Consider the following 26,215-nt stretch of genomic DNA (forward strand, 5'->3'; position numbering starts at 1 on the left):
CGAACGGTGATTTGGGCGGCGACGGGGTGGCTACCCCGCGTCCCCGTCGGAATGCCCGCGGCCCTCGCTGGTCGTGCGCTGCGAGCCGCCCGCGCCGGTCGCGCCTTCGCCTTCCCACCAGTAGGCGCGGCGCTTCGCATCGCCGGTGCCGACCTCGTTCATCGTCCTCGCATCGTAGAGCCGCCCGCCGAGCATCACCTTCTCGATATCGTCCGAGTTAGCAATGTCGGCGCTCGGATCGGCGGAAAGGATCACGAGGTCGGCGAGCTTGCCGGCCTCGATGCTGCCGATGTCCTTCGCCATCCCCAGCGACTGCGCGGGGACGATGGTGCCCGCCTTGAGCGCCTCGACCGGGGTCATCCCGCCGCGCACGAAGCTGCCGAGCTCCCAGTGCGCACCGACGCCCGCCTGCTGGCCGTGGGCGCCGATCGACACCTTCACCCCGCGCTGCGCCACCTTGCGGGCCTCGCGCGCGTTGTTGTCGTCGACATAGGCCCAGTCGGGCGCCTTCACCCGGCGGCCCGTCTCGGCGAGCAGCATCTTGGGCGGGGTGTGCACCATCAGCGGGTTTTCCCAGACGTTGGTCGCCTGCCGCCAGTAGGGATCGCCCGCGAGGCCGCCATAGGTGACGACCAGCGTCGGGGTGTAGTTGGTCGCCCCGCCGCCGAACAGCTGGAGCACGTCCTCGTAGATCACGTCGACCGGCACATTGTGCTCGAGCGTCGAGTTGCCGTCGGCGATGATGTTCATGTCCATCCCGAACAGCGAGCCGCCCTCGGCGACGACCAGCATGTTCTCGGCCGCCGCGGCGCGGACCACCATCTGGCGCTGCTCGCGGCGCGGCTGGTTGTAGTTCTTGACCGAGATCCCGCCCTGCGCCTTGATCCGCCGCACGTGGGCGAGCGCGTCCTCGTAGGTGTCGATGCGGGCATAGACCCCCGGTGCCTTGGCCCCGTAGATGATCTCGCCGGTCGAGAAGATCCGCGGGCCGAGGGTGAGCCCGGCGCGCTGGCGCTCGGCGGCGGCGAAGACGGTGCTCGCCTGGCTCGAGGGGTTGTGGATCGTCGTCACCCCCATCGCCAGATCCTGGATCAGCGCCCAGTTCTGCTGCGGGATGAGGTCGCCGACCCCGTAGGGCCCGTGCGCGTGGGCATCGACGAGGCCGGGCATGATGACCTTGCCGGTCGCGTCGATCATGCGCGCATCGCCGGGCAGCTTGATGCGCACGGTGGTCGCGTCATAGACCCCGGTGATCCGGTCGCCCTCGATCACGATCAGGCCGTTCTCGATGACGCCGGCGTCGTCCGCGGCGAGGCCGGGCTTCATGGTCAGGATCTTGGCGCCGGTGATGACGGTGACCCCCGAGGGCTTCGCCTTCTGGACGGTCACCTGCAGCGGGATGCCGGTGGTGGGCGAGGTGTAAGCGGGGCCCTTGTCGGTCTCGGTCTTCGGCGCATTGGCGAAGAGCGCGGCGACATTGGCGCTCTCGAGCCGCGGGCCGATCGACCAGAACAGCGTCTCCCCGCCGCGCGCCCAGCCGAGGTAATCCGCGCCGCCGGTGCTGACCTTGACCACCGGGAGCGCGCTCGCCTGCTCGCCCACGTCGAGGGGCTTGCCGCCGGGGACCAGCGGCATGGCGAAGACCTCGTAGTTCTGGCGGAAGGCGATGGTGCGGCCGTCGGGCGCGATGCGCAGGTCGTTGGCGAGCTCGCCGCGGGCGTGGATGCGCTTCGCCTCGCCGCCGAGGTCGGTCGAGACGAGCGCGAGCTTGCCCCCGTCGCGGCCGAGCATGAACAGGCGGTCGCTGGTCGCGCCCCATTGCGGGTTCGCCCCGTCGCGGGTGACGAGCTTCGCCTCGCCGGAGCCGCTGGTGGGAATCACGTAGAGGCCCGGATTCTCGGAATAGCCGGGCGCGGTGAGGTAGCCGCCCTCGCGCTTCTCGAAGGCGATCAGCGCGCCGTCGGGCGAGAAGGCGAGGTTGCCGTAGTGCCCCGGCCCGGCGATCACCCGGCGGTTCTGGCCGTCGGCATCGGCAACGACGATCTCGCCGAGTTTCTCGTCGCTCCAGCGGACATAGGCGAGTTGCCGCCCGTCGCGGCTGAAGGCGGGGAAGGCCTCGAGCACGTCGGCGCTGTCGCCGGTGAGCGGGCGCGGCGCGTCCTTGCCCTTCGCCGACTTGGTATAGAGCCGCCCGAGGCTCTCGAACACCACGCGGCTGCCGTCGGGCGAGAGCGTGGCGAAGCGCGGCATGGTGGTGGTGAAGGTGTCGGGGCTGACCTCGATCACCGGGTGCGGCGCATCGGCGACGTCGCGGGTGTCGTCGACGGCGAAGGGGATCACCGCATGGCCCGATCCGTCGCGGTTCACCCGGTTGAGCTTGCCCCCGGCCCAGAAGACGATGGCGCTCGAATCCGGCAGCCAGTCCAGGTTGGGATAGACCCCGGTGACCGCCCAGGTCTCCTGCACGTCGAGGTCGAGCTTGCCGTAGATCATCTGCTCGCGGCCCGAGGCGATGTCCTTGACCCAGAGCTGGGTCTGGTCACGCTCGCGCCGGACGAAGGCGATCTGCTTGCCGTCGGGCGAGGGCGCGGGGCGCACCGCGCCGCCGTAGCCCGAGACGGCGGTGGTCACCTCGCCGGTCGCGAGGTCGTGGCGCTCGATCGCGAAGATGCCGGTCTGGCTGTCCTGCGCATATTCGAAGACGTTCCCCGGCGTGGTGTTGCGCGTGTAGTAGATCGCGCTGCCGTCGGGCGCGAAGACCGGCTCGCCCAGCTCCTTCTGGAGATTCTCGTTGGCGCGCTCGACCACCGGCACCCCGCCGCCGCCCGACACGTGGTAGAGCCAGATCTCGCCGGTCCCGGCGCTGCGTTCCGTCGTGAAGTGCTTCTTGGCGACGATGAAGCGCCCGTCCGGCGACCAGCCGGGCTGGTTGAGCAGGCGGAAGTCCTCCTTGGTCACCTGCCGCTTGTCCGAGCCGTCGGCGTTCATCACCCAGATATTGTCCCCGCCGCCGCGGTCGGAGGTGAAAGCGATGCGCCGGCCGTCGGGCGAGAAGCGCGGCTGGACGTCCCAGGAGAGCCCCTCGCTGATCCGCGTCGGCGTCCCGCCGGCGATCGGCATGGTGTAGATGTCGCCGAGCAGCGTGAAGGCGATGGTCTTCCCGTCGGGCGCGACGTCGACGTCCATCCAGGTGCCTTCGGTGACCTTGATCGGCACCTGCTTCAGCACCGCCCCCTTGGGCGCATCGACGCTCCACTTCTCCTCGGCCTTGGCGTCCTTCTTGGAAGCGGGCGCGGCGGCGAGCGGGGTGCAGATGCAGGCGGCCCCGGCGAGCAGGGCGGCGGCGAGATGGCGCATGGAAACTCTCCCTCTGTCGGCGCGGGAGACTAGCGGCGAGCAAGGATATTGCTAGATGCGGCAATGTCGTTGGTCGATTACACAAGGCCGCCGACAGGGGGAACATCGGGGGGCCGGTCATGCTGAACAGGATTACCAACAATTTCGCCGTGCTGACGCTCGCGGGCGTGGCGCTCGCCTGGGTGTGGCCGGAGGGCTTCACCTGGCTGACCGACGGCAGCAACCGGATCGCCGGACAGCCGCTGCTGAGCATCGCGCTCGGGATCATCATGCTGGCGATGGGCCTGACGCTGACATTCGAGGATTATCGCGGCCTGCTGGTCATGCCGCGCGCCTTTTTCGCGGGGCTGGCGCTGCAATACACGATCATGCCGCTCTCGGGCTTTGCGGTGGCGAAGGCGCTGGGGCTCGAGCCGGGGCTGGCAGTGGGGCTGATCCTGATCGCCTGCTGTCCGGGGGGAACCTCCTCGAACATCGTCACCTTCATCGCGCGCGGGCACGTCGCCCTGTCGGTGGCGATGACGATGGCCTCGACCTTCGCGGGCATGATCCTCACGCCCCTGCTGACGGGGTGGCTGGCCGGGCAATACGTCGCGATCGACCGCTGGAACCTGTTCGTCAACATGGTCGCGGTGGTGCTGGTGCCGGTGGTGGCGGGGACGCTGCTCAACCGCCTGTTCCCGCGTGCGGCAGCGCGGGTTTCGGCCGCCCTGCCGGTGGTGGCGATCCTGCTCGTCATCCTGATCGTCGGGGCGATCGTCGGCGGGGCGAAGGCGCAGATCGTGGAGCACGCCGGAATGCTGCTGCTCGCGACCTTCCTGCTCCATGCCTCGGGCTTCGGGCTCGGCTACGCGCTGTCCCGGGCGCTGAGGCTCGGGGTGACCGAGGCGCGGACCATCTCGATCGAGGTGGGGATGCAGAACTCCGGGCTTGGTTCGGGGCTCGCCAAGACCCCCGCCTTCGCCGCCCAGTTCGCCGACGCCGCGCAGGCTGCCCTCGCCCCTGTGCCCGCCGCGATCTCGGCGATGTGGCAGGTGCTGATCGGGAGCCTGCTCGCGGGGTGGTGGCGGCGGCGGGGTTAGGCGAACATCCCCCGCTTCGGCCCGAGATAGCCGAACAGGTAGGCCCCCACCTTGCGCATCTGGATCTCCTCCGAGCCCTCGGTGATCCGGTAGCGGCGGTGGTGGCGGTAGATGTGCTCGAAGGGCTTGTGCCGCGAATAGCCGATGCCGCCGTGGACCTGCATCGCCCGGTCCGCCGCCTCGCAGCACAGCCGGTTCGCCCAGTAGTTGCACATCGAGACCTTGTCCGAGATGGTCCGCTCGATCTCCTCGTGGGGCATGTTGTCCATCTCCCACGCGGTCTTGAAGATCAGGAGGCGGAGCATCTCGGCCTGGGTCGCGAGCTCCACCAGCGGGAACTGGATCGCCTGGTTCCTCGCCAGCTCCTCGCCGAAGGGCTTGCGCTCGCGCGCATACTTCACGCTCTCGTCGATGCAGTAGAGCGCCGCCCCGCAGGAACTCGCCGCCTGGCGGATGCGGTTCTGGTGGACGAAGCTCTGGGCGAGCGCCAGCCCCCGCCCTTCCACGCCGAGGATCGCGCTGTCGGGCACCCACACATTGGTGACGCTGAGGCGCGGGTGGTCGGTGGGCATGTTGAAGGTCCACATCCACTCCTCGATCTCGAGGCCCGGGGTGGGGTTGGGGACGAGGAAGCAGGTGATCCCGCTCGCGTCCCCCGCCTTGCCCGCCGTGCGCGCGAACATCGCGCAGTGGGTGGCGACGTGCATCCCGGTGATCCACATCTTCTCGCCGTTGATGAGCCAGCCATCGACACCATCGCGGGTTTCCCTGACTGCGTGGGTCTCCATGTGGGTGGCGTCGGAGCCGTGGTGCGGTTCGGTCAGCCCGAAGGCGACGCGCCGGGTGCGCTCGAAGCCGCCAAGGATGAATTCCTGCTTCTGCGCCTCCGTCCCCCACTGGTCGAACATGGCGACGAAGGGGAAGTTGCCGACGATCGAGTGCTCGTTCTGGAGATCGTTGTGGAGGCCGAGGCCGGCCCTCGCGAAGTGCTCGCGGATCACCGCCATCCAGAGGTTGCTGCCGTCCTTGCCGCCGTAGCGCTTGGGCGCGGAGAAGCGCCAATGGCCCGCCTTGTCGGCGCGGCGGGTGGCCTCTTTCAGCAGTTCCTCCCACTCGTGCCGCGGGAGGCCGCCGCGCTCCCAGTCGGTGCGGGCGTGCTCGCGACGGTGGTCGAAGAAGCGGATGTTGTCGTCCTGCTGCTCCAAGGGCTTGATCTCGGCGGCGATGAAGGCGTCGAGCTCGTCGAGATAGGCTTGCAGGTCGGGGGGGATGGCGAAGTCCATCAGTGTTCTCCAATCCATTTTGCGCGGGCAGCGCGAAGCGCCGGGTACTTGGGAACGTCGGCGCTCAGCTTCTGGAGCGCCCGCGACCTGAGGTCAGCTAGCAATCCGGATGAATGCAGCGATTTCTCGCCCGCCAACAATTCCTCCGAAAGCAGCAGATCGCTTTCCATCGGCAGAAGGTCAGCCTCCCGCGCGATCATGCCGAGGGCGTTGCGGGCGACAGCCAACTGGAAGCGATCATGGCCGGTCAGCTTCTCCTTCAGCGTCTCCAGCCATTCGGCGATCGCCGTCGCCATCTCCTCCTGACTGGCCTCGCCGAGATAGGTGCAGGACATGTCCGGAAGGACGACGGGCCGCGCCCGCTCCGCCTCCGGCGCATCCTCCTCCAGCAGCAGCAGGAGGTCGAGTTCCTGCTCGCTCGTCCGGCGCGAGATCACCACGCGTTCGAGCATCCGGTCCGCACCGGAGCGCCATTGCGCGGCCATCTTGAGGCAGCCGAGCGCCCACCACACGGTGCGGTAGATGGTCCAGAAGCGGAAGCGTTCGCGGTCGATGGTGACCCCCGCCTTGGCCTCGTAGGCGGCGATGTAGTCCTCGACCGCGCCGAGCCCCAACGCGGGGCGGTCGTAGCGGGCGAAGCGCCACACCTCCATGCAGCCGAAGGCGAGGTCCTCGTGGCGGTCGCCGAAATGGGCGATTTCCCAGTCGAGCACCCCCGTGAGGCGCGAACCTTCCACCAGCAGGTTGCCCATCCGGTAGTCGCCGTGGTTGAGCACGGGCTCGACGGGCGGGGGGCAATTGTCCTCGAGCCACCTGAGGCCGAGCGCGATGATCGGGCGGTCACCGCCCGCGGCCATGAACTGCTGTTTGAGGTCGGCGATTGCGGCGCGGGTGTCTATCACCGGGACGCCCGCGGGCACGTCGGCCTTTCGCAGCGAGTGGATGCGGGCGAGGTCGCGGGCGATCTGTCGGAGCAGCCCGTCGGGGTCCTCGCAACCGAGGATCACCTTCGGGTCCGCCGTACCCGGCAGCGCGCGCATGACGAAGCCGCTCCCAAGCCTGTCGCCCTCCTCGAGCACCGCTACCACTGCCGGCGCGGTGACGCCCTTGGCGCGCGCGGCCTCGATCAGCGTGGCCTCGACCGCGTGCCCATAGGGCCGCCCTTCCATGAAGGCGAGGCTCGGCGCGCGGCGCAGGACATAATCGGAGCCGCCAGCGGAAAACCGCCAGCTTTCCATCACCGCCCCGCCCGTCAGCCGCTGCGGCTCGCCCGTCAGCGTGCCCAGCCCTGCGCGCTCGCAGACCCTCGCCAGACCCTCGCGCAAGGAAGCGGTGTCGATCATCCCTTCCGGCTCTCTCCCCAGAAGCCGCTGTCCTACACGGAACCAGCCTGCCAGCCTCGGCCCGCAGCGCGGGCGGCCGGTCGCAGCGTGCAAGTTGATGCGTCCCGAAACCCGGCCCCTGAATGAACTACGTCAACTTGCGCGGGCGAATCGGAACGCGCGCGTCCCCGATCCGCCCGGAAGCTGTAGGCAGGTCAGGCCGGCACGTTGTCCTTCCTCACGGTGATCACCTGCGCATAGGTGAACTCCTTGAGCCCTTCCTTGCCGTATTCGGCGCCGAAGCCCGACTGCTTGTGCCCGCCGAAGGGCGCGAAGGGCGAGAGGTGGAGGTATTCGTTGACCCACACCGTGCCGGTCTCGAGCTGCTCGGCGATTTCGACGCCCTTCTCGGGGTTGCCGGTCCACACCGCGCCGGCGAGGCCGTATTCGGAGTTGTTGGCGCGGCTGATGACCTCTTCCTCGGTCGAGAACTTCATCAGCGGCATTACGGGTCCGAACTGTTCCTCGGCGACGATCCGCGCGTCCTCGGGCGGGTTGTCGAGGATGGTGATCGGCACGTAGTAGCCGGTGCCGCTCGGGTCCACGTTGCCGCCGAGCAGGAACTTGTAGCCGTTCGATTTCGCATCCTCGATCAGCTCGAGCACGCGCTCGTACTGCTTCCTGTTCTGGATCGGGCCGACCCCGGTGCCCTGCTGGCTGCCGTCGCCGACCTTCACGGTCTTGGCATATTCGACGATCGCGGCGCTGAGCTCGTCATAGATGTCCTCGTGGATGTAGACGCGCTTTGCCGCCACGCAGATCTGCCCGGCGTTGGAGAAGCTCGACCAGAACAGCTGTTCGGCGACCTTCTTGGGATCGGCGTCGGGGAGCACGATCGAAGCGTCGTTGCCGCCCAGTTCGAGCGTGATGCGCTTGAGGTCGGCCGAGGCGCCCTCCATGATCTTCTTGCCGGTCGCGGTCGAGCCGGTGAAGGTGATCTTGTCGATGTCGGGGTGCTGGGTGATCAGCGGGCCGAGGTCGTCCTCGCCGGTGATGATGTTGACGACGCCGGCGGGCACCTTGTCGGCGATCAGCTCGGCGATCTTGAGGGTGGTCAGCGGGGTGAAGGGCGAGGGCTTCAGCACGATGGTGCAGCCCGAGAGCATCGCCGGGACGATCTTCTGGATCGCCATCATGACGGGGAAGTTCCACGGCACGATCCCGCCGACCACACCCACCGGAACGCGGCGGGTGCGGCTGAGGCGGGTATCGCTGTCCTCGGTGATCTCGTCCTCGAGGCTCAGCGTCGACTGCGCCGCGCTCATGCCGGCCGCGCCGTAGATCTCGCCGCGCGCCTGGTCGTGGGGCTTGCCCTGCTCGCTGGTTAGGAGGCGGTAGAGCTCCTCGGCATTGGCCTTGATCGCGCCCGAAATCGCCATGATCGCGGCGCGGCGTTCCTCGATCGGGGTGTTCTTCCAGGTCTTGAAGGCGGCGCGCGCGGCGGCGACGGCGCGGTCGAGCTCGGGTTTGCCGCAGGCGGGGACCTGGCCGATGACCTGCTCGTTCGCGGGGTTCACCACGTCGAGCCAGCGGTCGGTCGCGACCATCTCGCCGCCGATGAGGTTCTTGTACTGGGTGACCATGTCTGTGTCCTCTCTTGCGAAGTGGGGAGTCGTCTCTCTCCCGCTCAGGTTGGCGCGTTGCATCCGAAAACGCAATCGTCCGCTTGCCGCCCCAGCCTAGCGCGCCGCACGGCGCCGATCACCTGACGATTGCGCTATCGGGTGAGCGGCCTATGAGGCGGCGCACAACAGAACGACAGGGAGCCCGAAACGCATGACCGACCCCCGCCCCGATCTCGTCATCTACGGCAGCCCGCTCTCGCCCTTCGTGCGCAAGGTCGCCGGAGTGTGCATCGCCAAGAGCGTGGCCTTCGAGGTCGAGGGGATCAACGTCTTCGACCCGCCCGCGTGGTTCGCGGACATCTCGCCGATGAAGCGCATCCCGGTGCTGCGCGACCGCTCGGTGGCTGAGGAGGGCATCGCCGGGACGATCGCCGATTCGTCCGCGATCTGCGCCTTCATCGAGAAGAAGCACCCCGCGCCTGCGCTCTACCCCGAGGACCCGATGGCCTTGGGGCAGGCGCTGTTCATCGAGGAATATGCCGACACCGCGCTGGCGATGGCAGGGGGCCTCGGCATCTTCCGCCCGATCTTCTTCGCCATGTCGAAGGGCGAGGAACCCGGCCTCGACAAGGCGCGCGAGGCGTGGGGCGTCCAGCTGCCGCCGATCTTCGACGTGCTCGAGACGCGCCTCGCCGGCCGCGAATACTTCGCCGGCGACGCGCTCTCGATCGCCGACATCACCGTCGCCTGTGTGCTGATGCAGGTTGCGCTGGTCGCCGAGACTCCTCTCGACAAGTGGCCCGGCCTTGCCGCGCATTTCGCGGCGATGAAGGCGCTTCCGCTCGTCGCACAGCCCTTTGCGGGCGCCGAAAAGATCGTCCGCAGGGCCTTGCCCACGCCCTTCGACCTGACCTAAGCCCCGCATCCCCCAGCGAGAGAGGATACAAGGGCGCATGGCCAGCGAATGGTGCATCGGGATCATCGGCGGATCGGGGCTCTATGCCATCGACGGGCTCGAGGACGCGCAGTGGATCGCGATCGAGACGCCCTGGGGCGACCCCTCGGACGAGATCCTGTGCGGGACGCTCGGCGGGGTGAAGGTGCGCTTTCTCCCCCGCCACGGGCGCGGGCACCCGGTCTCGCCGTCCGAGCTCAATTCGCGCGCCAATATCGACGCGCTGAAGCGCGCCGGCTGCACCGACATCCTCGCAATCAGCGCGGTCGGCTCCCTGCGCGAGGAGCTCGAACCGGGCCGCTTCGCCGTGGTCGAGCAGTTCATCGACCGCACCGTGGCGCGGCCCGGCACCTTCTTCACCAGCGGCTTCGTCACCCATGTCTCGATGGCCGACCCGGTCTGCCCGCGCCTCTCCGAGATGGCCGCGCAGGCGATCGCCAAGGCCAGGGGCAAGGTCGCGGTCGGCGCCACTTACCTCGCGATGGAAGGCCCGCAGTTCTCGACCCGCGCCGAGAGCCGGATGTACCGCGCCTGGGGCGCCGACGTGATCGGCATGACCGCGATGCCCGAGGCCAAGCTCGCCCGCGAGGCGGAGCTGCCCTATGCGCTCGTCGGCATGGTCACCGACTACGACTGCTGGCGCGAGGGCGAGGCGGTCGACGTCGCGCAGGTGGTCGGCCAGATGCAGGCCAACGGCGCGCTCGCGCGGGCGATGGTGAAGAACCTCATCGCCGCCCTGCCCGAGGTGCGCGAGCCCTCCCCGATCGACTTCGCGCTCGACGATGCGGTCATCACTGCGCCCGCCGAGCACGACCCCGAGCTGATGGCCAAGCTCGACGCGGTCGCGCGGCGGCTGTTCGCCTGACGCGCGCCCGCGCCCGCCGGCGCGGCGTCCGGCTCAGCCGAACAGATGGGTCTTGGTGTCCGGGTTCCCGCTGCGCCACATGACGCTGTCGAGCACGTAGTGGTGCACGTTGAGGAAAATCCAGAACATGAAGGGGAACAGGGCGCCGGGGATCGCCTGCCGATCATAGGGCACGAGGCCGTCGACCGCTACGGGCACGCCCCAGAAGCCGAGAAAGCCCAGCAGCGCGCCGAAGATCACGAACACCGCCAGGTGGCCGGCCGGGTTGGCGCCGAACAGCGCGCGGATCATCGATCCCTTGCGATAGGCCTCCGAGGAAAGCTGCGCCGTCTCGTAGTTGAGCTGGAACCGCCAGACCACCACCAGATATTGCAGCGAGTGGAGCGCCGGGACCACCAGGCCCCACAGCGGATTGACGTTCACGAACAGCAGCCAGAGGTAGAGGCTCACCCCATAGGCGACCACGCCGTTGACCGGCAGGGCACCCTTGCGCTTCCAGTGCATCGCGAGCGCCCAGGTGGCCGCCGCGCTCGTCGCCATTGCCGCGAGGCCGGTGACGATCTGGAGCGGCCGGGGCAGGGCGAAGCTGTAATAGGCCAGGCCCCACAGGTCGTCCTTGCTGATCGCGACGTTGAGGTTCACCCACGCCGCCAGCCAGACGGCGTAGCAGTTCACCAGCAGCACCTTCTTGGTCCGCTCGTCGAGGAAGCGGCGCTTGAGCACGGCATCGACCATCAGCATCCCGTAGCCCTGCTTGGCGTAGTGCCAGCCGACCGCGAGCACCATCAGGTTCGCGCCATGGCCGAGCAGCCGCGTGTCTTTCGCCAGGGCGCCCCAGGCGAGGAATGCCGCCAGCAGCACCGGTGCGACGAGCCCCGCGAACAGGTACCGCGCCTGCATCTCGCGCCCGAGGGAGAGGGTGAAGGCCTTCCGCGCGAAGCCCCGGTAGAAGATCTGGTAGCTGTGCGCGAAGTGCGGGTGGTTGAGGACGTTCGCGAGCAACAGCATCAGGGTCGTGACCGGGCCCGCATAGCGCGCCTCGGGCAGCATGAAGAGGAACGGCAGCAGCAGCAGCGAGCTCCCGCCGAGGCAGAGGAAATCGACCACGGGTCCGAACAGGTAGCGCCTGTCGCGCGCCTTGCCCTTCGACATGGCCGGGGTCACCCCGGCCGAGCCGGGGGTCAGGTCGAAGCTTGCTGTGGATTGCGTCTGCAATGATCCACCCTCCCACGCGGGGCCCGGTCGTCGGCCCGTGCCGCACTCCTAGCGGGGTATGCTTAACAAATTGGTTCACCCGATCGCCCGCCCCTTTGCGTTTTGCGCGGGGGCCCAGTCCATGGTAGCTTCCGCAAGCAGGGGCCGGAGTTCACGGACGAGGGGAGGGACATCGATGTCAAGCAGCACATTCGGGAAGGCCGCCGCATCGCTGGCGGTGATCGCCATGGCGGCCACGCCGGTCGCCGCGAAGAAGGCGGGTTCCTTGCGCGACCTCGTCGGCATCTCGGGCGCTAGCGCCGAGAGCGAGCTCCAGCGGCGCGGCTTCGAATACAAGAGCGGCGACAAGAGCGGCACGGTCAGCACCACCTGGTGGTGGCACCGCGGCGACAAGGACTGCGTCGCGGTCGCGGTGAGCAATGGCCGGGTCGCCGGGATCGACGACGCCAAGGCTGCCGATTGCGGCGAGAAGGGCGGCGGCGGGAGCGGCGCGGCTATCGCCGCCGGTGCGATCGGCGCGCTCGCGATCGGGGCGATCCTCCTCTCCAAGAAGGACAAGGACAAGCACCGCGAGCAGTACCAGCAGGACTGGCAGCCGGTCGAGGCCTACAACACCCAGTCGGGCCGCCTGCGCATCTTCCGCAATCCGAGCAAGGACGCGCGGGTCCAGCAGGAGGTGAGCGAGGGCACCCGGCTCAGGAACTTCGGCTGCGACCAGTATAATGGCGAGAGCTGGTGCGAGGTGACGACCATGAACGGCCGCACCACCGGCTGGGCGCGCGACCGCTACCTGCGCCCGGTCGACCAGGGCTATCCCGGCGGCGGTGGGGGCTGGGGCAGCGGCGGCGGCGGTGGCTGGGGCGGCGGCGGCTCCTACCCGGCCGAGTTCGCCGACCTCGACGGAACCCGCGTGCCGGGCGCCGAGGCGGCGCTGCGCGACCGCGGCTTCCGCAATGTCGACGGCTTCAGCTCGGGCTCGACCCGCTACACCATCTGGTATCGCAGCGGCTCGCGCCAATGCGTCCAGATGGGCGCCGCGAATGGCCGGGTCGCGAACATCGTCGACATCCGGACCCACCCCTCCTGCCGCTGAGGCGAGCGGCGGCGGCGCGGCCTAGTCGCCGACGAAATCCCCCGGCGTGCCCTCGTGGGGCGCCTCGTGGGTCGCCCAGTCGGACCCGCCCGGCGGCGCCGCAGGCGCCCCGGCGGGCCCGGCGGGGGCGCTCGGCTCGCCTTGTCGCAGGCGGTGGAGGTGGACCTTGGCGATCATGTTGGCGCTGATCGGCGCGGTCATGAACAGGAAGGCCGAGACGAGCAGCTCGTGGCTCGTCCACACCCCCCGCGCGAGGTGGAACCACAGCACCGAGGCGACCAGCATCGCGCCCAGCCCCAGCGTCGAGGCCTTGGTCGGCCCGTGCAGCCGCTCCATCAGCGAGGGCAGGCGCACCAGCCCCCAGCTGCCGATCAGCGCGAACCCCGCACCGGTCACGACCAGCGCGCTGACGAGGATCTCGGCGAGACTCGCGGCGCTCATTCGACGATGTCTCCCCTGAGCACGAACTTGGCATAGGCGACCGTCCCGACGAAGCCGACCATCGCCAGCAGCAGCGCCGCCTCGAAGGAGGTGCCGCTGTTCTCGGCGATGCCGGTGAGGACGATCAGGCCGATGACGTTGATGACCATCGTGTCCAGGGCGAGGATGCGGTCGGCCATCCCCGGCCCGCGGACAAGGCGCCACAGGTTGAGCACGAGCGCAAGGCCCAACGCCGCGAAGCCGAAGGCGAGCGCTCCCTCGATCATCGGAAAATCTCCTTCAGCCGCGCCTCGTAGCGCGCCTTGACCTTGGCGATCTCGGCCTGAGGGTCGGGGGCGTGGAGCGCGTGGACGAGGAGGTAGCGCCCGCAGGCCGACACGTCCGCCGAGACGGTGCCCGGGGTGAGGCTGATCGTTCCGGCGAAGACGGTGATCGCCTCGGGGCTGGCGAGCTCGAGCGGGATGGTGAGCCACGCAGGGTTCAGGTCGCGGGTGCGCTTGAAAAGGATGATCGCGGCCACCTGGAAATTGGCGACGACGATGTCCCACAGCACGAGTCCCCCATAGGCGAGCGCCGGGAGGAAGCGGATGCGCGGGCGGCCCGGCCACCACGGCGCGGTGAAGATCGGCACGGCGATGCCGAACACGAGGCCGAGGAACAGCACCCCGAAGGTGGGGTCGCCGACCATCACCATCCACAGCATCACGAGCAGCACGGTGAGGCCGGGGTGGGGGAGCAGCCGCCGGGTCATCGCCGCGCCTCCCCGAGCACCGCGCGCGCGCTCGCCGCCGGGTCCAGCACCTGCGCCGCGGCGGCCCCGGCATAGGCGCTCGCCGGACCCGCCCCCGCCGACAGGGCCGCCAGCAGCGCGAGCGCGAGCGCCGGGGCGAGGAGGTCGCGGCGCGAGGGCGGCGCGGGCGGGGCCTCGCCCTCCACCGACTTCCAGAACACCGCGCTCCCGGTCCGCGCGAAGCCGACCACGCCGAGGAATGTCGTGCCGAGGATCACGCTCCACGCCCAGCCCCAATCGGGCAGCTCCGCGACGGCCTTGAGGATCAGGAGCTTGCCGATGAACCCCGACAGCGGCGGCAGGCCGGTCGCGGCGATCGCGGCGGCCATGAACATCAGCGCCGCGACCCCTCGCCCGGCGAAATCCGGTCCGGGGTGCGCGGCATCGCCCCACGACCCGCGCCGCCGCGCGGCCACGTCGGCGACGAGGAACAGCGCCGCCCCCGCGAGGGTCGAGTGCACGAGATAGTAGAGCGCCGCCCCGAGGCTCGCCGCGCTCCACCCCGCCACCGCGATCAGCAGCGTCCCCGTCGATCCGATCACCGCATAGGCGGCCTGCTCGGAGAGGTCCCGCGCGACGAACACGCCCGCGAAGCCGACACACGCGCTCGCCAGCGCGGCGGGGAGGAGCCAGGGGTCCGGCACCCACGCCGCCGCCCCCGCCGCTTCGCCGAACACCTGCGGCACCACCCGGATCAGCGCATAGACCCCGACCTTCGTCAGAATCGCGAACAGCGCCGCCACCGCCGGGGTGGCGGCCGCATAGGTCCGCGCCAGCCACAGGTGCAGCGGGGCGAGTGCCGCCTTCAGCGCGAAGACGCTCGCCAGCAGCAGCCCGGCGATCCTGAGCAGTCCCTGGTCCGCCGCCGGCACCGCAGCCACCCGCGCCCCCATGTCGGCCATGTTGAGCGTGCCGGTCAGCGCGTAGAGCATCCCCAGCGCGATCAGGAACAGCGCCGAGCCGACGAGGTTCACCACCACATATTGCACCCCCGCCTTCAGCCGCGCCGGGCCCTGCCCGTGGAGCATCAGCCCGTAGGAGGCGATCAGCAGCACCTCGAAGAACACGAAGAGGTTGAAGAGGTCGCCCGTCAGGAAGGCGCCATTGAGGCCCATCAGCTGGAAGTGGAACAGCGGGTGGAAATGCCAGCCCTTGCGGTCCGCGCCCGTCACCACCGCGTGTGTCAGCGCCACCAGCGACAGCACCGCGGTCAGCACCAGCATCAGCGCGGCGAGCCGGTCGGCGACCACCACGATGCCGAAAGGCGCGGGCCACTCGCCGAGCGCATAGGAGCGGATCGGCCCCCCGCTCGCCCCCGCCATCAGCACGAGGCCGCAGGCGAGCAGCGCGAAGCACGAGGCGAAGCCGATCCCCACCGCCAGCCCCCGCCGCCGCCGCATCGCCAGCAGCGCGATGGGCGCGGCGAGCGCGGGGATCGCGATCGGCAGGATCGGAAGATGCGCGGCGAGGCTCACGGCGCTTCGTCCTCCGCCAGCCCGTCCTGCGCGTCGCAGGGCACCTTGTCGCCGTCGACATGGTCGCTGCCGGTCTCGAGGAAGCTCCGAAGCGCGAGGATCACCACGAAGGCGGTCATGCCGAAGGTGATGACGATCGCGGTCAGCACCAGCGCCTGCGGGAGCGGGTCGGTGTAGGCGGCCACCCTCTTCGCCCAGATCGGCGGCTTGCCGATCACCAGCCGCCCGGACGCGAAGAGGAACAGGTTCACCGCGTAGGAGAGCAGCGTCAGCCCCAGCACCACCGGGAAGGTCCGCGCGCGCAGGGCGAGGTAGATCCCGCCCGCGACCAGCACGCCGATGGCGCTCGCGACGAGGAACTCGTAGCTCATCGCGCAGTCCCCCCGTCGGCCGCCCGCGCCGCGCGCTGGCCGATGTGGCTGAGCTGCTCGAGCGCGAGCATCACCGCGCCGAGCACGGTGAGGAAGACGCCGGCGTCGAACAGCATCGCGCTCGCCAGCTCGAAGTCACCGATCAGCGGCAGGTGGACATGGTCGAACCACGAGGTCAGGAAATTCGCCCCCAGCGCCATCGCGCCGAGGCCCGTCGCCATCGCGGTCAGCACCCCCCAGCCGATCAGCCGGTGCTCGGCGAAGGGCTTCCGCGCATCCGACCAGTCGAAGCCCGCAGCGAGATATTGCACGAGGAAGGCGATCGCGACGACCAGCGCGGCGATGAAGCCGCCGCCGGGCTGGTTGTGGCCGCGCAGGAACAGGTAGATGCCGACCGTGAGCGTCAGCGGCAGGATGATCCGGCTCGCCGCGACGAGCATCATCGGGTGGCGCTCGGGCGAATGCGGCATGTCCGCCTTCCATGCCCTCAGCCGCGCCCCCGCCGCCCCCCTCGCGGCGGTGTCGAGCAGGGCGTAGATCGCGAGCCCCGCGATGCCGAGCACGATGATCTCGCCCAGCGTATCGAAGGCGCGGAAGTCGACGAGGATGACGTTGACGATGTTCGTCCCCCCTCCGCCCGGCTTGGCGTTGGCGATGTGGAAGGCCGCGATGCTCGGCCCCGCATCGCGCGTCAGCATCGCCCAGGCGATCCCGCCGACGAGCAGCCCCCCGGCAATCGCCAGCGCCGCATCGCGCCCCTTGCGCGCGGACGAGGACAGCGCGGGCGGGCGCTTGGGGAGGAGGTTCAGCGCGAGCAGCAGCAGAAGCACCGTCACCACCTCGACCGCAATCTGGGTCAAGGCGAGGTCGGGCGCGGAGAATTGCACGAAGGCGAGGCACACGACGAGGCCGATGACGCTGACGTAGACGAGCGCCCGGAAACGGTTCTGCGCGTCGATCACCACCGCCGCGGTGGCGACCACCAGCAGCGCCCAGGCGGCGATCCCGGCGGGCGCGGCGGGGAGCAGCGCGCGGGTCCCGGTGAGGAGGCCGCCGCCGGTGAGCGCGCCCTCGATCACCAGCAGCACGGTGACCGCGAAGCTCGCGAAGAGCATGGTCTGGAGGCGCGGCGTGTGGGTGGCGACGATCGCCTTGCGCGTCCAGCGGTCGGCGAAGGCGAGCGTCACCTCGAAGATCCGCTTGGCATCGGGGAGCGGAGTGCGCTCCCACAGCGCGAGCAGGCGCGCGTGCTGCCACAGCAGGACGACGCCCCCGGCGATGGCGAGGGCGCTGAGGATCAGCGCGAGGTTCACGCCGTGCCACAGGCCGAGGTCGAGCTCCGGCGGTGCGCTCCCCGTCACCGCGCCCGTCGCGGCGGCCACCAGAGGGGCGGCGAGGAGCATCGGCACGAGGCCGAGCAGCACCGCGAGCGCGGTCAGCAGCGCCGGGCTCGCCCATAGGCCGGGCGCGGGATCATGGGCGCGCGCGAAGGGCTCGGGCTCGCGGGGTTTGCCGAAGAACAGGTGCGCGGCGAGGCGCAGCGAATAGCCGACCGAGAGGGTCGCCCCGAGGCTCGCCAGCACCGGCAGCAGCCACGGCACCCCGAACAGCGCGAGCTTCGGGGTCTCGTAAAGCATCGCCTCCTTGGAAATGAAGCCCCCCAGTGGCGGCAGCCCCGCCATCGCGGCGGCGGCGAGGGTCGCGATCAGCGCGGTGACCGGCATGGCCTTGGCGAGCCCGCCGAGGCGGCGGATGTCGCGCGTGCCGGTCTCGTGCTCGACGATGCCGGCGCTCATGAACAGCGCGGCCTTGAAGGCGGCGTGGTTGAGGATGTGCAGCACCGCCGCCGTCACCGCCGCCTCGCGGGAGAAGCCGAGCAGCATCACCAGCATCCCGAGCTGGCTGATGGTGGAGTAGGCGAGGATGCTCTTGAGGTCGTGCCGGAACACCGCGACGCCTGCGCCCAGGAGCATGGTGACGAGGCCGGTGGTGGTGACGGCGAGCGTCCAGGCCTCGGTCCCCGCCAGCACCGGCCACAGGCGGGCGAGGAGGAAGACCCCGGCCTTCACCATCGTCGCCGAGTGGAGATAGGCGCTCACCGGCGTGGGCGCGGCCATCGCGTGGGGCAGCCAGAAGTGGAACGGGAACTGCGCGGACTTGGTGAAGGCGCCGATCAGGACGAGGCCGAGGATCGCCGGGTAGAGCGGCGAGGCCCGCACCGCGTCGCCGCGCGCGAGGATGGTGGCGAGGTCGAAACTGCCCGCCGCGAGGCCGAGCAGCACCATGCCGGCGATCAGCGCGAGCCCTCCGCCGCCCGTCACCGCGAGCGCCATGCGCGCGCCCTGCCGGGCCTCGGGCTTGTGCTGCCAGAAGTCGATCAGGAGGAAGGAGGCGAGGCTGGTCAGCTCCCAGAACACGAGGAGGAGCAGCACGTTGCCCGCGATCACGATCCCCAGCATCGCGCCCTGGAACAGCATGAGGCTGGCGAAGAAGCGCCCGGTGTCCTCTTCGCGAGCGAGGTAGGAATGGGCGAAGATCACCACGAGGAGGCCGATGCCGAGGATCAGCAGGGCGAACAGCCAGCCGAGCGGATCGACCATCAGCGCGAGGTCGAGGCCGAGGGCGGGGACCCATTGCCAAGCCGCCGTTGGGACAGGGCCTTGGAGAGCCGGGGCGGCGAGGCTGGCGAGGAGCGCGAGACCGCCCGCGCTCGCTCCCGCAGCGATGCCGGTGTGGACCGCGCGCCCGGCGCCGCGCAGCAGCGCGATGGCGAGCGCGGCGGCGAAGGGAAGCGTCACCAGCGTCAGAAGCGTCATGGCGGTTGCCATCGGCGGTCCTCGGGTCCTTCCCGGTGGAGGGTTGGTGCGGGCGGGTCGGCGGCGTGCGCCCCTCGAAGGCATAGACGAGGGATTTGCGGGGTGACAACCGAAACCGGGCGCGATGGCGGGCGGGCGCGGGCGAGGCTGCGCGAGGTGCGCCCTTGCCCGGGGTAGCCGGGGGCAAGACCCCCCTTACACCCCCGCTAGACCCGGCTTTTTGAGCAATGTTTCACGTGAAACATTGTCGTGGCGGGGGCGGCGGTGCGGCGATCAGTCGCCCTCGAACTCCATCAGCGCCTCGACCGTGATCCCGGCCTGCCGCAGCCGCTCGGCCCCGCCGAGGTCGGGCAGGTCGATCACGAACAGCGCGTGGGTGACCTCCGCCCCCGCCTCGCGCAGCAGCTGCGCCGAGGCGAGTGCGGTGCCACCGGTGGCGATGAGATCGTCAACGATGACAACCCTTTCGCCCGGTTGGACGGCGGCGGGGTCCATCTCCAGCCGGTCGGTCCCGTATTCGAGCGCATAGTCGATGCCGATGGTGACGATCGGCAGCTTGCCGGGCTTCCTGACGGGGACAAAGCCGACGCCCAGTTGGACCGCGACCGCCGCGCCGAAGATGAAACCGCGCGCTTCCATACCCGCGATCTTCTGCGCCCCCGCCGCCGCGGCGAGCAGCGCGAGGTACCCGACGCTCGCGGCAAGGCCCTGCGGGTGGCCGATCAGCGTGGTGATGTCGCGGAACTGGATGCCGGCATGGGGGAAATCCGGCACGGTGCGCACGAGCGCCTTCAGGTCCTCGGGCGAGAGCGATGCTGCGGTCATGTCGGAATGGCCCCTTTCGGCTCCCTCAAAGCACAAGCGCCCCGCCATCCGCAAGGGATGACGGGGCGCCCGGATGCGTTGGAAGCGCGAGGCTTACTTCTTCTTCGGCTTAACCCCGGCCCAGATCTGCTTGTAGGACAGGAAGGCGAGCGCCGTCGCGAAGAGCAGGAAGCCGATCACGAACCAGCCGGTCTGCTTGCGCTGGATCAGCGAGGGCTCGGCGGTCCAGGTCAGGAACGCCGCCACGTCGGCCGCCATCGCGGCAGTGGTGTTGGGAGACCCGTCGGCGAAGGTCACCTGGCCGTCGCTGAGGGGCTGCGGCATGGCGATGTTCACGTTGGGGAAGTGCTTGTTGAAATAGAGCCCGTCGGGGGTCTCGAAGCCGACCTTCGCCGCCTTGGCCGGGTCGGGTTCGTCGTAGCCGGTGAGCAGGCCATAGACGTAGTTCGACCCGTCGTGACGCGCCTTGGTCATCAGCGAGAGATCGGGCGGGACCGCGTTGTTGTTCGCCGCGGCGGCCGCGATCGCATTGGGATAGGGGCTCGGGAAGTTGTCGGTCGGCAGGCCCGGGCGGGTGGTCGTCTCGCCGGTCGCCGGGTCGATGCCCGGGACGGTCCAGCTCTTCGCCTCGGCATCGACTTCGGCATCGCTGTAGCCGAGCTGCTTCAAGTTGCGGAACGAGACGAACTTCAGGCTGTGGCAGGCCGAGCAGACCTCCTTGTAGACCTGGTAGCCGCGCTGCAGCTGGGCATAGTCCCACTTGCCGAACGGACCGTCGAACGAGAAGCCGCCCGCGGGGCCGTGGGCGTGCTCGTAGAAGGCCGCCGAAGGCTGCTTTTCCGGCGCCGGGCCGAAGGCGAGGTTGTAGGCACCGGGCAGGAGCGACCACAGCACCAGCACCAGGGTGATGGCGAGGCCTGCAAGGATGCCGCCGAGACGAATGGTCATGTCCGAACTCTTTCTCGTTGTCGGTTCAGATTGCTTGGGGTTGGTCCCGGCCGATCACTCGGCCGGGGCCAGCGAGCCGTCGGGGGCGGTGCCGGGGAGACCCTCGACGACGCTCTCCGGATCGATCTTGCCGCCACCCGAGGTGCTGCCCGGCTTGTCGCCGCCGAGCACCGCTTCGGTGATCGAGAAGGGCAGGGGCTTGGGCACCTCGATCTGGCTGACGATCGGCAGGATCACCAGGAAATGGAGGAAGTAGTAGGCGGTCGCGATCTGGCTGATGATCACGTAGGGCTCTTCCGCCGGGGCGCCGCCGCAGATGAACAGCGCGATCATGGTCGGGATCAGGCCGAACCAGAAGAACTTGCGGAACAGCGGACGGTAGTGGCCCGAGCGCACCGGGCTCTTGTCGAGCCAGGGCAGGACGAACCACAGGAGGATCGAGCCGAACATCGCGATCACGCCGAGCAGCTTCGCCGGGATCAGCGTGATGCCGGTGAAGGGGATCGTGAGGTCGCCGGTGAAGGCGCGCAGGATCGCGTAGAAGGGCCAGAAGTACCACTCGGGCACAATGTGCGCCGGGGTCGAGAGCGGGTTCGCCTCGATGTAGTTGTCCGGGTGCCCGAGGTAGTTGGGCAGGAAGAACACCATCGTCGTGAACAGGATCAGCGCGATGCCGAGGCCGAAGCCGTCCTTCGAGGTGTAGTAGGGGTGGAACGGCACGGTGTCCGACTGCTGCTTCACCTCGACGCCGGTCGGGTTCGACGAGCCGGGGATGTGCAGCGCCCAGATGTGCAGGATCACGACGCCCGCGATCACGAAGGGCAGCAGGAAGTGCAGCGAGAAGAAGCGGTTCAATGCGGCGTTGTCGGGCGCGAAGCCGCCCAGCAGCCACACCTGGAGCGGCTCGCCGACCAGCGGGATCGCCGAGAACAGGCCGGTGATGACCTGCGCGCCCCAGAAGCTCATCTGGCCCCACGGCAGCACGTAGCCCATGAAGGCGGTCGCCATCATCAGCAGGAAGATCACGACGCCCAGCAGCCAGATCATCTCGCGCGGGGCCTTGTAGGACGAATAGAAGAACCCGCGGAAGATATGCAGGTAGATGACGATGAAGAAGAAGCTCGCCCCGTTGGCGTGGGCGTAGCGCAGCATCCAGCCGTAATTGACGTCGCGCATGATGTGCTCGACCGTCGCGAAGGCGACGAGGCCGTTCGCCGCATAGTGCATCGCGAGCACGACGCCGGTGACGATCTGCACCACGAGGAAGAAGCCGGCGAGCACGCCGAAGTTCCACATGTAGTTGAGGTTGCGCGGCACCGGGTAACCGGCGCCCACCGCGTTGTAGACGAGCCGCGGGAGCGGCAATTTCTCGTCAAGCCACTTGGTGAAGGCGGACTGCGGTTCGTACTGCTTGGCCCAGGCGAAACTCATGGCGTTCTCTCGGCTTGATCGAAGGAAGGGATCGGACGGTTGTCGTTATCGGCGCAGATACGGAAGCTCAGCCGACGCGGACGACGGTGTCGGACTTGAATTCGTACTCCGGCACGTGGAGGTTCTTGGGCGCCGGGCCTTTGCGGATGCGCGCCGCGGTGTCGTAGTGCGAACCGTGGCAGGGGCAGAAATAGCCGCCGAAGTCGCCGCGGTTCTCGCCTTCGGCGGCGCCCAGCGGGACGCAGCCGAGGTGGGTGCACACGCCCATGGTGATGAGCATGTCCTCGTGCCCCGGCTTGGTCCGGTCGGCGAGGGTCTGGGGATCGCGCAGCGAGGCGACGTCGACCTTGTTGGCCTCCGCGATCTCGGCGGGGGTGAGACGGCGGACGAACAGCGGCTGCTTGCGGAACACCGCCTTGATCGCCTGGCCGGGCTGGATCGCGCCGACGTCGATCTCGGTCGAGCTCGCCGCGAGCACGTCGGCCGAGGGCGACATCTGGCTGATCAGCGGCAGCAGCACCGAGGCCCCGCCGACACCCGCGGTGCTGAGCGCGGCGATGTGGATCCAGTCGCGGCGGCGCACGCCCTCGTCGGTGGTCAGGTCCGTGGTGGCGGCCGGTTCAGTAGCCATTTCGTCTTACCCTGCTCGTTTTGCCGCGCCGGGGAAATGGCCTGCGCGGCGTGTGTTCCAGTGGCGGAGCGCGAGAGCCCCGTTCCGATCCGTCGATTGGTCCCTGTCCCGGGTCCGGAAGGCCTCGCGGCGCACCCGGTCCGGAACTTGGCGGCGGCAATTAACGGCAATCCAGCGAAAATCCAACCTCGTTTTAGTCAAGCCCCGTTCGCCGGCGTGCAAGGGGGATTCAGGGCAGCGCGATCATGCTGATCTGGCGTCCATAATTCGCCTCGCCGGCCTGCGTGGCGCGTCGATGCGAGTGGTAACGCGCGGGCAGGGAGAATGTATCCCGGCCCATGTCCGCAATTTTGCTGAGGCCTGACGCAGAGAGCTGCGCGAGGATGAACCCCGGCAGGTCGAAGTGCCAGCGCGCCGCGCCCTCGCGCTCCGGGGCGGGGGCGAAGAAGCGCTCGGCGCTGTCGGGGAAGCGCGCGCGGAACGGGGGATCGACCTCGTAGCTGCCTTGCGCGATCGTCGGCCCGAGCACGGCGACGATGGCCTCGCGCCGGGCACCCAAGGCCTCCATCGCCGCGAGGGTGTTTGCGAGCACCCCCTCGACCGCCCCGCGCCAGCCGGCATGGGCCGCGCCGACCACCCCCGCTTGCGGATCGGCGAAGAGGATCGGGCCGCAGTCCGCCGTCACGATCCCGAGCACGAAGCCGGGGGTGGCGGTCACCACTGCATCGCCGACGGGGCGCGTCTCGGCAGCGTCGGTCCAAGGCTCGGTCACGGTCACCACGTCGGGCGAATGGACCTGGTGGGGCGCGGCGAGCCTGCCGCCGGCGAGGATCGCCTGCGCCGCCGCGGCCCTCAGCGCGCGCACCGCCTCGCCGTCCCCCGGGCCGCCGAAGCCGAACTGGTCCTTGCCGCCGTTGCTCCCGAAGAAGCCGTGCGGCACGCCCGCCAGCAGCGGGTGGGTCTCGACCTGCAAGCCCACGCGCCTCAGCCCTCCAGCGAGCGGCTGACCTGCTCGAAGGTGTCGCGCGAGAGCTTGCCGTTCGCGAGGATGCGCTCGAGCTCCGCCTTCATCAGCGCCGCCCGCGCAGGCTCGATCCGCCGCCAGCGGCCGAGCGAGGGGACGAAGCGCGCCGCGGTCTGGGGGTTGATCGGATCGAGGGCGAGGATCACGTCGGCGATCATCCGGTAGCCCTCCCCGCTCGCATCGTGGAAGCCCTTGGGATTGCCCGCGAAGGCCATGTGCAGCGAGCGCACGCGGTTGGGGTTCCTCAGCGTGAAGTCCGGGTGCTCGGCGAGCTTGCGGACCTGCGCGATCACGTCGGGGTGGAGCGAGAGCGCCTGCAAGGTGAACCACTTGTCGATCACCAGCGCGTTGCCGGCATAGCGCTGATAGAACGAGGCAAGCCGCTCTTCGCGCGCCGGGGTGCCGAGCCCGCACAGCACCATCAGCGCGCCCTGCCGGTCGGTCATGTTGTCGGCGATGTCGTACTGGTGCGCGGCAAGCTCGGCGGCCTTGGCCGGGTCGCTCGCGGCGGCGAGCGCGAGCACCAGCGTCTTGAGCTTCCTCGCCCCGCGCCCCGCAGGATCGTTCAGCGCGACCTTCTCGCAGCGGTCGTAGAGGCGGTGGAGGTCCGAGGCGAGCTCACGGCCGATCGCGGCCTTCAGCGCCTCGCGGGTCGCATGGATCGCGCCCGGATCGGCGAGCCGGTCGCCGGTCGCCATCGCCTCGAACAGGTAGGTTTCGCTAGGCAGCACCATCAGCTCGCCGCGCATCGCGTCGTCGAGCGCGGGATCGGCGATGCTGGCGCGGAAGGCGGCAATGATCGCGGCCTCGCCCGCTGCCTGCACCTCGGCGTCGAGGGTGCCGGAGGCAGTTCCGACGAGGTGCCCGACGGCGAGCTCCTGCAAGGCCTCGGAACGGGCGAAGGGATCATCGTCATGCGCGGCGAGGAAGACGAGGTCCTCGCGGGCGAGGTCGCGCTCGATCACCACCGGCGCCGTGAAGCCGCGGTTGATCGAGAGCACCGGCTCCGGGCCGGCGAGCGGCAGGTCGAAGCTCTGTTCCTCCTGTTCGAGCACCACCAGCTGCTCGGCGCCCAGCGCCCCGCCGCGCGAATGCACCGCGATGCGCAACGGGATCGGCATGGGCAGCTTGTCGGGCTGGCCGGGGGTAATGGGCACCGTCTGCCGGAGGGTGAGCTTCAGCGTGTCGCCCTCGACCGCCTGCGACACCGCGACTCGCGGCGTGCCCGCCTGCGCATACCAGCGGCGGAAGCGGGTGAGGTCGATGCCCGCTCCGTCCTCGATCGCCGTGACGAAATCCTCGCAGGTCGCCGCCTCGCCGTCGTGGCGGTCGAAATAGAGGTCGGTCCCTGCCCGGAAGCGCTCGACGCCCACCATCGAGCGCATCATGCGGATCACCTCGGCGCCCTTGTTGTAGACCGTCGCGGTGTAGAAGTTGCTGATCTCGCGGTAGGAGTCCGGGCGGATCGGATGCGCGAGCGGCCCTGCGTCCTCCGGGAACTGCGCCGCGCGCAGGATGCGCACGTCCTCGATGCGCTTCACAGCCTCGCCCCGCATATCCTGCGAGAAGAGCTGGTCGCGCAGCACGGTGAAGCCCTCCTTCAGCGAGAGCTGGAACCAGTCGCGGCAGGTCACGCGGTTGCCCGACCAGTTGTGGAAATATTCGTGCGCGATCACGCCCTCGACGGCGTCGAAGTCCGCGTCGGTCGCGGTATCGGGGTCGGCGAGCACGTACTTCGTGTTGAAGACGTTCAATCCCTTGTTCTCCATCGCCCCCATGTTGAAGTCGGAGACGGCGACGATGTTGTAGAGGTCGAGGTCGTATTCGCGGCCGAACACCTCCTCGTCCCACTTCATCGAGCGGTGCAGGCTCTCGAGCGCGTGGTCGGTGCGGGCGAGGTCCTCGGCCCGCACCCAGACGTTGCACTCGACCTCGCGGCCCGAGCGGGTGGTGAAGGGTTTGGAATTCGCCACCAGATCGCCCGCTACCAGCGCGAAGAGGTAGGAGGGCTTGGGCCAGGGATCGTGCCACTCGGCCCAGTGGGTGCCGTCGGCGTTCTCGCCCGCCGCCACGCGGTTGCCGTTGCACAAGAGGATCGGGAAGCGCGCCTTCTCGCCCTCCATCCGGACGGTGTAGGTCGAGAGCACGTCGGGCCGGTCGGGGAAGAAGGTGATACGGCGGAAGCCCTCGCTCTCGCACTGGGTGCAGAGCATCCCGTTCGAGGCGTAGAGGCCCATCAGCTGCGTGTTGGCTGAGGGCTTGATGGCGGTGAGGATGCCCACCTTGTGCGGGCCGCTGCTCAGGGGAATGACGAGGTCGGGACCGTCCATTTCCCAGCCGTCGAAGTCCGCGCCATCGACCATGACGGCGACCGGAACGATCCCGTCGCCGTCGAGGCGCAAGGTGCCGGTCGTCTCGGCGGCCGGGTTGGGCTCGACGGTCAGCTCGGCATAGACGCGAGTCTCGTCGAGGCCGAGGTTGAAAGCGAGCGTGGTGGTCGGCACCAGCCAGGGGAAGGGCCGGTAATCCTCGCGGCGGATCACCGGCGGCTGGTGCGGGGTGGGCGCGGCATCCGCGAGTTCGGGGTTGCCTTCGGGGTTCTGCGGGGTGGTGGCGATATCCATGGCGCCCGATTTAGGTTGATTCGTGCGGGCGTCCAATCATTA

Annotated in this window: 21 protein-coding genes; 4 read left to right on the forward strand and 17 right to left on the reverse strand. The window is 69.4% G+C overall.

The genetic code is table 11. The features are described from left to right. Positions 1-30 precede the first annotated feature (30 nt). A complete protein-coding gene (locus tag ACLBKU_RS04450; protein ID WP_410178324.1) occupies positions 31-3,357 on the reverse strand; it encodes an amidohydrolase family protein in 3,327 nt (1,108 codons plus the stop codon). A gap of 119 nt (positions 3,358-3,476) precedes the next feature. On the opposite strand from ACLBKU_RS04450, the gene ACLBKU_RS04455 reads away from it, so the two are divergent. Further along, positions 3,477-4,439, forward strand: a complete 963-nt coding sequence (locus ACLBKU_RS04455; protein WP_410178325.1) for a bile acid:sodium symporter family protein — start codon at positions 3,477-3,479, stop codon at positions 4,437-4,439. Here the strand turns inward: ACLBKU_RS04455 and ACLBKU_RS04460 are convergent. The 3 genes from ACLBKU_RS04460 to ACLBKU_RS04470 form a co-directional block, all read right to left on the reverse strand. Next, positions 4,436-5,722, reverse strand: a complete 1,287-nt coding sequence (locus tag ACLBKU_RS04460; RefSeq protein ID WP_410178326.1) for an acyl-CoA dehydrogenase family protein — start codon at positions 5,720-5,722, stop codon at positions 4,436-4,438. The genes ACLBKU_RS04455 and ACLBKU_RS04460 overlap by 4 nt on opposite strands. Continuing rightward, positions 5,722-7,065: a phosphotransferase gene (locus ACLBKU_RS04465; protein WP_410178327.1), complete on the reverse strand. Its 1,344-nt coding sequence runs from the start codon at positions 7,063-7,065 to the stop codon at positions 5,722-5,724. The genes ACLBKU_RS04460 and ACLBKU_RS04465 overlap by 1 nt, the downstream gene beginning before the upstream one ends. Before the next feature lie 194 nt (positions 7,066-7,259). Then, positions 7,260-8,687: an aldehyde dehydrogenase family protein gene (locus ACLBKU_RS04470; RefSeq protein ID WP_410178328.1), complete on the reverse strand. Its 1,428-nt coding sequence runs from the start codon at positions 8,685-8,687 to the stop codon at positions 7,260-7,262. A 193-nt stretch (positions 8,688-8,880) separates the two neighbouring features. Here ACLBKU_RS04470 and ACLBKU_RS04475 point away from each other — a divergent pair, with 193 nt between their 5' ends. Both ACLBKU_RS04475 and mtnP read left to right on the forward strand, forming a co-directional pair. After that, positions 8,881-9,585, forward strand: coding sequence for a glutathione S-transferase family protein (locus ACLBKU_RS04475; RefSeq protein WP_410178329.1), 705 nt, complete (start codon positions 8,881-8,883; stop codon positions 9,583-9,585). A 37-nt stretch (positions 9,586-9,622) separates the two neighbouring features. Continuing rightward, positions 9,623-10,489, forward strand: coding sequence for an S-methyl-5'-thioadenosine phosphorylase (mtnP, locus tag ACLBKU_RS04480; protein WP_410178330.1), 867 nt, complete (start codon positions 9,623-9,625; stop codon positions 10,487-10,489). Between the two features lie 33 nt (positions 10,490-10,522). Here the strand turns inward: mtnP and ACLBKU_RS04485 are convergent, their stop codons facing one another. Further along, positions 10,523-11,704, reverse strand: a complete 1,182-nt coding sequence (locus tag ACLBKU_RS04485) for a hypothetical protein (RefSeq protein WP_410178331.1) — start codon at positions 11,702-11,704, stop codon at positions 10,523-10,525. Positions 11,705-11,879: 175 nt separating this feature from the next. Here ACLBKU_RS04485 and ACLBKU_RS04490 point away from each other — a divergent pair, with 175 nt between their 5' ends. Further along, on the forward strand, positions 11,880-12,797 hold the full coding sequence (locus tag ACLBKU_RS04490; RefSeq protein ID WP_410178332.1) for a hypothetical protein: 918 nt from the start codon (positions 11,880-11,882) through the stop codon (positions 12,795-12,797). Positions 12,798-12,818: 21 nt separating this feature from the next. On the opposite strand, the gene ACLBKU_RS04495 is transcribed toward ACLBKU_RS04490, so the two are convergent. The 12 genes from ACLBKU_RS04495 to pepN all read right to left on the reverse strand — a co-directional run bounded on the left by ACLBKU_RS04495 (position 12,819) and on the right by pepN (position 26,173). Next, positions 12,819-13,238 carry a Na+/H+ antiporter subunit G gene (locus tag ACLBKU_RS04495; RefSeq protein WP_410178333.1) on the reverse strand — a complete coding sequence of 140 codons (420 nt, stop codon included), beginning with the start codon at positions 13,236-13,238 and terminating at the stop codon, positions 12,819-12,821. Next, positions 13,235-13,504 carry a K+/H+ antiporter subunit F gene (locus tag ACLBKU_RS04500; protein ID WP_410178334.1) on the reverse strand — a complete coding sequence of 90 codons (270 nt, stop codon included), beginning with the start codon at positions 13,502-13,504 and terminating at the stop codon, positions 13,235-13,237. Before ACLBKU_RS04500 ends, ACLBKU_RS04495 begins: the two co-directional genes overlap by 4 nt. Beyond that, positions 13,501-13,989 carry a Na+/H+ antiporter subunit E gene (locus tag ACLBKU_RS04505; RefSeq protein WP_410178335.1) on the reverse strand — a complete coding sequence of 163 codons (489 nt, stop codon included), beginning with the start codon at positions 13,987-13,989 and terminating at the stop codon, positions 13,501-13,503. The genes ACLBKU_RS04500 and ACLBKU_RS04505 overlap by 4 nt, the downstream gene beginning before the upstream one ends. After that, complete coding sequence (locus ACLBKU_RS04510; protein WP_410178336.1) at positions 13,986-15,503, reverse strand: monovalent cation/H+ antiporter subunit D; 1,518 nt, start codon at positions 15,501-15,503, stop codon at positions 13,986-13,988. Before ACLBKU_RS04510 ends, ACLBKU_RS04505 begins: the two co-directional genes overlap by 4 nt. After that, positions 15,500-15,874: a Na+/H+ antiporter subunit C gene (locus ACLBKU_RS04515; protein ID WP_410178337.1), complete on the reverse strand. Its 375-nt coding sequence runs from the start codon at positions 15,872-15,874 to the stop codon at positions 15,500-15,502. Before ACLBKU_RS04515 ends, ACLBKU_RS04510 begins: the two co-directional genes overlap by 4 nt. After that, positions 15,871-18,702: a monovalent cation/H+ antiporter subunit A gene (locus ACLBKU_RS04520; protein WP_410178338.1), complete on the reverse strand. Its 2,832-nt coding sequence runs from the start codon at positions 18,700-18,702 to the stop codon at positions 15,871-15,873. Before ACLBKU_RS04520 ends, ACLBKU_RS04515 begins: the two co-directional genes overlap by 4 nt. A 261-nt stretch (positions 18,703-18,963) precedes the next feature. Next, a complete protein-coding gene (locus ACLBKU_RS04525; RefSeq protein WP_410178339.1) occupies positions 18,964-19,515 on the reverse strand; it encodes an adenine phosphoribosyltransferase in 552 nt (183 codons plus the stop codon). Between the two features lie 93 nt (positions 19,516-19,608). Then, entirely contained in the window at positions 19,609-20,463 is an 855-nt protein-coding gene (locus ACLBKU_RS04530; RefSeq protein ID WP_410178340.1) for a cytochrome c1, read from the reverse strand. Positions 20,464-20,517: 54 nt separating this feature from the next. Then, the gene (locus ACLBKU_RS04535; protein ID WP_410178341.1) at positions 20,518-21,894 is read right to left on the reverse strand and encodes a cytochrome b; all 1,377 of its coding nucleotides are present in this window, start codon (positions 21,892-21,894) and stop codon (positions 20,518-20,520) included. A gap of 67 nt (positions 21,895-21,961) precedes the next feature. Further along, complete coding sequence (gene petA / locus ACLBKU_RS04540; RefSeq protein ID WP_410178342.1) at positions 21,962-22,525, reverse strand: ubiquinol-cytochrome c reductase iron-sulfur subunit; 564 nt, start codon at positions 22,523-22,525, stop codon at positions 21,962-21,964. A gap of 229 nt (positions 22,526-22,754) precedes the next feature. Further along, positions 22,755-23,504, reverse strand: coding sequence for a peptidoglycan editing factor PgeF (gene pgeF / locus ACLBKU_RS04545; protein WP_410178343.1), 750 nt, complete (start codon positions 23,502-23,504; stop codon positions 22,755-22,757). A 5-nt stretch (positions 23,505-23,509) separates the two neighbouring features. After that, a complete protein-coding gene (gene pepN, locus ACLBKU_RS04550; protein WP_410178344.1) occupies positions 23,510-26,173 on the reverse strand; it encodes an aminopeptidase N in 2,664 nt (887 codons plus the stop codon). Between the last annotated feature and the right edge of the window lie 42 nt (positions 26,174-26,215).

The organism is Erythrobacter sp. NE805 (assembly GCF_046452355.1).
Classification (GTDB): domain Bacteria; phylum Pseudomonadota; class Alphaproteobacteria; order Sphingomonadales; family Sphingomonadaceae; genus Erythrobacter.

Excerpts from the sequence above, each read along its gene's own strand:
- ACLBKU_RS04450 (WP_410178324.1), bottom strand. The coding sequence starts at position 3,357 with ATGCGCCATCTCGCCGCCGCCCTGCTCGCCGGGGCCGCCTGCATCTGC.
- ACLBKU_RS04455 (WP_410178325.1), top strand. The coding sequence starts at position 3,477 with ATGCTGAACAGGATTACCAACAATTTCGCCGTGCTGACGCTCGCGGGC.
- ACLBKU_RS04460 (WP_410178326.1), bottom strand. The coding sequence starts at position 5,722 with ATGGACTTCGCCATCCCCCCCGACCTGCAAGCCTATCTCGACGAGCTC.
- ACLBKU_RS04465 (WP_410178327.1), bottom strand. The coding sequence starts at position 7,065 with ATGATCGACACCGCTTCCTTGCGCGAGGGTCTGGCGAGGGTCTGCGAG.
- ACLBKU_RS04470 (WP_410178328.1), bottom strand. The coding sequence starts at position 8,687 with ATGGTCACCCAGTACAAGAACCTCATCGGCGGCGAGATGGTCGCGACC.
- ACLBKU_RS04475 (WP_410178329.1), top strand. The coding sequence starts at position 8,881 with ATGACCGACCCCCGCCCCGATCTCGTCATCTACGGCAGCCCGCTCTCG.
- mtnP (WP_410178330.1), top strand. The coding sequence starts at position 9,623 with ATGGCCAGCGAATGGTGCATCGGGATCATCGGCGGATCGGGGCTCTAT.
- ACLBKU_RS04490 (WP_410178332.1), top strand. The coding sequence starts at position 11,880 with ATGTCAAGCAGCACATTCGGGAAGGCCGCCGCATCGCTGGCGGTGATC.
- ACLBKU_RS04495 (WP_410178333.1), bottom strand. The coding sequence starts at position 13,238 with ATGAGCGCCGCGAGTCTCGCCGAGATCCTCGTCAGCGCGCTGGTCGTG.
- ACLBKU_RS04500 (WP_410178334.1), bottom strand. The coding sequence starts at position 13,504 with ATGATCGAGGGAGCGCTCGCCTTCGGCTTCGCGGCGTTGGGCCTTGCG.
- ACLBKU_RS04505 (WP_410178335.1), bottom strand. The coding sequence starts at position 13,989 with ATGACCCGGCGGCTGCTCCCCCACCCCGGCCTCACCGTGCTGCTCGTG.
- ACLBKU_RS04515 (WP_410178337.1), bottom strand. The coding sequence starts at position 15,874 with ATGAGCTACGAGTTCCTCGTCGCGAGCGCCATCGGCGTGCTGGTCGCG.
- ACLBKU_RS04520 (WP_410178338.1), bottom strand. The coding sequence starts at position 18,702 with ATGGCAACCGCCATGACGCTTCTGACGCTGGTGACGCTTCCCTTCGCC.
- ACLBKU_RS04525 (WP_410178339.1), bottom strand. The coding sequence starts at position 19,515 with ATGACCGCAGCATCGCTCTCGCCCGAGGACCTGAAGGCGCTCGTGCGC.
- ACLBKU_RS04530 (WP_410178340.1), bottom strand. The coding sequence starts at position 20,463 with ATGACCATTCGTCTCGGCGGCATCCTTGCAGGCCTCGCCATCACCCTG.
- ACLBKU_RS04535 (WP_410178341.1), bottom strand. The coding sequence starts at position 21,894 with ATGAGTTTCGCCTGGGCCAAGCAGTACGAACCGCAGTCCGCCTTCACC.
- petA (WP_410178342.1), bottom strand. The coding sequence starts at position 22,525 with ATGGCTACTGAACCGGCCGCCACCACGGACCTGACCACCGACGAGGGC.
- pepN (WP_410178344.1), bottom strand. The coding sequence starts at position 26,173 with ATGGATATCGCCACCACCCCGCAGAACCCCGAAGGCAACCCCGAACTC.